Annotated in this window: 4 protein-coding genes and 1 pseudogene; 4 read left to right on the top strand and 1 reads right to left on the bottom strand. The window is 62.6% G+C overall.

Annotated elements, in window-relative coordinates; translation table 11 throughout:
- From HP499_RS21120 to HP499_RS21105, 4 genes and pseudogenes are all read left to right on the top strand, one after another.
- Positions 1-533: pseudogene (locus HP499_RS21120) on the top strand (carbohydrate-binding protein); the annotation flags it as partial.
- 36 nt (positions 534-569) lie between these two features.
- On the top strand, positions 570-1490 hold the full coding sequence (locus tag HP499_RS21115) for a carbohydrate ABC transporter permease (protein WP_172326080.1): 921 nt from the start codon (positions 570-572) through the stop codon (positions 1488-1490).
- Positions 1491-1492: 2 nt separating this feature from the next.
- Positions 1493-2395: a carbohydrate ABC transporter permease gene (locus tag HP499_RS21110; RefSeq protein WP_172326079.1), complete on the top strand. Its 903-nt coding sequence runs from the start codon at positions 1493-1495 to the stop codon at positions 2393-2395.
- Between the two features lie 65 nt (positions 2396-2460).
- The gene (locus HP499_RS21105; protein WP_172326078.1) at positions 2461-3999 is read left to right on the top strand and encodes an alpha-N-arabinofuranosidase; all 1539 of its coding nucleotides are present in this window, start codon (positions 2461-2463) and stop codon (positions 3997-3999) included.
- A 98-nt stretch (positions 4000-4097) separates the two neighbouring features.
- Here the strand turns inward: HP499_RS21105 and HP499_RS21100 are convergent.
- A partial coding sequence (locus HP499_RS21100; RefSeq protein ID WP_172326077.1) for a DsbA family protein occupies positions 4098-4587 on the bottom strand: 490 nt, incomplete at its 5' end.

Here is a 4587-nt window from a genome sequence, read left to right as displayed (position 1 = left end):
CCCAGGCCGGAGACATCAGCACGGGCATCGCGGAATTCGCCCGCGGCGGCTCAGGGATGCTGTTCAGCGGCGTTTGGGAATTGCCCACCATGAAGAAGGCCGGAATACCCGTTGATGCGGCCACCATTCCCACCCTCTACGGGACGCCGGCCTCCTACGCTGACTCCCACTCCTTCGTCCTGCCACGGCAACTGAGCTTGAACGAGGACAAGCGCCGGGACGTCTACAAGTTCGTCACCGATGTCCTCAAAGGATCACTGTCCTGGGCAGAAGCCGGACACATTCCGGGGTACCAGCCCGTGGTCCAGTCACAGGCCTACCGCGAGCTCACTCCCCAAATTCACTACGCCAACGCGGCGGACATCATTGCCTACGATCCCGAGTCCTGGTTCAGCGGATCCGGCTCGGACTGGCAAACCTACTTCGCGGAGACGGTACAGAACGTCCTCCTGGGAAGGGACAAGGCAGCCGCAGGGTGGGATGCCTTCGAGCATCGCACCAACACCCTCCTCTCCCGTCCCAATCCCGTCTGACCGGCCCACCTACCGAGTGACCAAAGGAGTTCTTGAATGAGTACCTCTACGCTGTCCCGGCCGAGGCCGGAGAATCTGCGCAAACCCGGAAGCCGCACCCGAAGCAACCTCAGCGGCTGGGGATTCGCCGCTCCATTCCTTGTTTTCTTCCTCGTTTTCCTCGTCTGGCCCATTCTTTACGGCTTCTACATGAGCCTCACGGGCAAGTCCCTGACCGGGGCCAACGACAGCCTGATTGGCTTCGCGAACTACGCCGAAGCACTGGCCGATGCCGATATGTGGCGTTCCCTGGGCAATACCCTCTACTTCACAGTGATCAGCACCGTCCCACTGGTCCTCGTGGCCCTGGTCATGGCCGCGCTTCTCAACATCGGGCTTCCGGCCCAATGGCTCTGGCGCCTGTCCTACTTCGCGCCGTACCTTCTGGCCTCCACAGTGGTCTCGCTGTTCTTCACGTGGATGTACAACCCGCAGCTTGGCCTGATCAATGAGTTCCTGACAGGCATCGGGCTCCCACGCGTTGCCTGGCTGAACGACCCCAATGTAGCCATGTGGGCCGTTGTCATTGCCACGCTGTGGTGGACCGTGGGCTTCAACTTCCTCCTGTACTTAGCGGCCATGCAGAACATTCCCGCCCAGCATTACGAGGCAGCGTCCCTGGACGGCGCCGGAGCCTGGCGGCAATTCTTCTCCATCACGCTGCCGCAGTTGACCCCCACCACCGTGATGATCGTGCTGCTCCAGATCCTGGCGTCGCTGAAGATCTTCGATCAGGTGTACCAAATGACCGCCGGCGGTCCAGGCGGATCCACCCGTCCCGTGGTTCAGTACATCTTTGAAACCGGGTTCACCGGTTACCGGCTGGGCTACTCGGCAGCCATCTCCTACATCTTCTTCGGACTGATCGTGGTCATCTCCATCATGCAGTTCGTCATCACCCGCCGCAGGAGTGCATAACCATGGCAACCCCTACCCTGACCCGTCCCGCCCCCAACGCCACCACCGGCAACAGCCTCAAGGTCCGCCAGCCGCGGAAGAAGATGACGGCCGGCAGGATCGCCGCGATCGTCGTCGCAGCTTTCATCGCAGTGCTGTGGCTGATCCCCTTCGCGTGGGCCACCGCAACCGCTTTCAAAACCGAAACGGACGCCGCAGCTCCGGACGTGACCTGGCTGCCGCCGTCGGGCTTCACTCCTGAAGCGTTCGTCAAGGTCTTCCAGGACGGCAACATCCCGCTCTGGACCTGGAACTCGCTCTATACCTCGGCGGCCATCACGGCCATTACCCTGGTGATCTCCGCACTGGTGGCCTACGCGCTCTCGAGGATCGACTTCAAGGGCAAGAAGGTGCTGATGACGGTGATCATCGCGTCCATCATCATCCCGCCGCCCGTGCTGATCATCCCGCTGTTCTACCAAATGCTGGCGCTGCAGCTGATCGATACCTCCTGGGCCATCATCCTGCCGCAGGTCATCCACCCGGCCATGGTGTTCGTGCTGAAGAAGTTCTTCGACCAGATCCCGCGCGAACTCGAGGAAGCGGCCGTCATGGATGGCGCCAGCCGCTTGCGCATCTTCACCCAAATCATCCTGCCGTTGTCCCGGCCCATCCTGGCCGCCGTCGCGATCTTCGTTTTCATCGGGGCGTGGAACAACTTCCTGTGGCCGTTCATCGCCACCAACGACGGCAACCTGCTCACCCTCCCGGTAGGTTTGCAGACCATCAAGAGCGCCTACGGCATCCAGTACGCACAGAATATGGCGTCCGCACTGCTTGCCGCGCTGCCGCTGATCGTGGTCTTCCTCTTCTTCCAGCGCCAAATCATCAAGGGCGTTGCGACGACGGGACTCGCCGGAACCTGACCGGCACGTTTTTGACAGCAACAGATTCAGAACACAACAGATTCCGAACACAACCAAGGAGATCCATGTCCCGCGCACGCATCACCCTCGACCGCGATTTCACCATTGGCGAGGTACCCCGGCGACTCTTCGGCTCCTTCGTGGAGCACATGGGCCGCTGCGTCTACACCGGCATCTATGAGCCAGGGCACCCCGAAGCTGACGAAAACGGCTTCCGCCAGGACGTCATGAAACTCGTCAAGGAACTCGGCGCCTCCGTCATCCGCTATCCCGGCGGCAACTTCGTCTCCGGCTACAACTGGGAAGACGGGATCGGTCCCCGCGAAACCAGGCCCCGCCGGCTCGACGGTGCCTGGCACACCGTGGAGACCAACGCCTTTGGCCTGCACGAGTTTGTGGACTGGTCCAAGCAGGCCGGCACGGAAATCATGGAAGCGATCAACCTGGGCACCAGGGGAGTGGACGCAGCCCGCGAGATCGTGGAGTACGCCAACCACCCCGGCGGAACCTACCTGTCCGACCTCCGCGCCAAGAACGGTCACAAGGACCCGTTCAACATCAAGCTCTGGTGCCTCGGCAATGAGCTGGACGGTCCGTGGCAGATCGGCCACAAGACCGCCGACGAATACGGCCGGCTGGCACAGGAAGCCGCCAAAGCCATGCGGTTCGTGGACCCCTCGCTTGAGTTGGTGGCCTGCGGCAGTTCCAGCTCCAGCATGCCCACTTTCGGTGCGTGGGAGCAGACCGTCCTCACCCACACCTACGACGAAGTGGACTACGTTTCCCTCCACGCCTACTACCAGGAACACGACGGCGACGTCGGCAGCTTCCTGGCCTCCGCCGTCGATACCGACTACTTCATTGAGTCAGTGATCGCCACCGCGGACGCCGTTCGCGCCAAGGGCAAGCACAAGAAGCACATCAACCTCTCCTTCGATGAGTGGAACGTCTGGTACCAGCGAGGGCTGGACACCGAAGACCAGCCGCACAACGTGGCCAAGGCCGGCTGGCGCGAGCACCCACGCGTGATCGAGGACAAGTACAACGTGACCGATGCCGTGGTGGTGGGAACCCTGCTCAACTCACTGCTCCGCCACGGCGACCGCGTCAAGATCGCCAACCAGGCCCAGCTGGTCAACGTCATTGCGCCCATCCTCTCGGAAGAGAACGGACCGGCGTGGAAGCAGACCATCTTCCACCCGTTCGCGCGGATGGCTGAGCTTGCCAAGGGCCAGATCCTGCGGCTCTCCGTGGACTCGGACAAGTACTCGAATGCACGGTTTGGTGACACGGACCTGGTGGATGTCAGCGCCACCTGGAACGAAGAAACGGGCCGCGTGGCACTGTTCTTCGCGAACCGCGGCCTGGAAGAAGCCGCCGACGTCGAGGTGGCCCTGCGCGGCTTCGACGCCCGCCAGGTGCTCCGCGCCGAAGTTCTCGAAATCCCCGAGGACGGCGACCGTTTGACCATCAATTCCCAGGATCAGCAGGACCGTGTTGGCCTGACGGCCCTGGAAGGAGTGAAGGCCACCGGGTCCGAACTCCGCCTGACGTTGCCCGCGCTCTCCTGGGCCGTCGTCGAGCTTGACGTGGTGAAAGGCTAGCCGCGCACCCAACTGTGTAACAGCAAACGTCGCTATGAGCACCCATAGCGACGTTTGCTGTTACTCAGTTGGGCTAGGGCACGACGACGGTTGGTTGGCTAGATCGCGCAGCCGTCCGGGCCGCAGGCCTCGGCGTCGGAGGCGCCCACGGGGATCAGCGGGTTGGCTTCCTGCCATGCCTGGTTCAACGCCTGGCCGAAAAGCTCGGCGGGCTGGGCGCCGGAGATGCCGTACTTGCGGTCGATCACGAAGAACGGGACGCCGGTGACGCCGATGGCGCGGGCCTCGTTGATGTCCTGCGTGACCTCATCCGCGTACTTGTCCGAGGTGAAGAGCTCTGCAACCTCGCCGGCCGGCAACTCAAGTGCGGCGCCGAGTTCGGTGAGGTACTCCTGGCTGCCGATGTCCTTGCCGTGCTCAAAGTGATCGCTGAGCAGGCGCTCCTTGGCGGCGTCCTGGCAGCCGTGGGCGGCGGCAAGATGGATGAGGCGGTGGGCGGTGAAGCTGTTGGCCACCACCACCTTGTCGAAGTGGTAGTCCAGGCCTTCGTCCTTGGCAGTCTGCGTGACGTGGGCGAACATCTGCGTG

The sequence above is a fragment of the Paenarthrobacter sp. CM16 genome, from assembly GCF_013179505.1.
Classification (GTDB): Bacteria; Actinomycetota; Actinomycetes; order Actinomycetales; family Micrococcaceae; genus Arthrobacter.
Note: the sequence above shows the minus strand (reverse complement) of the source record. Positions and strands in the feature narration are given on the sequence as shown.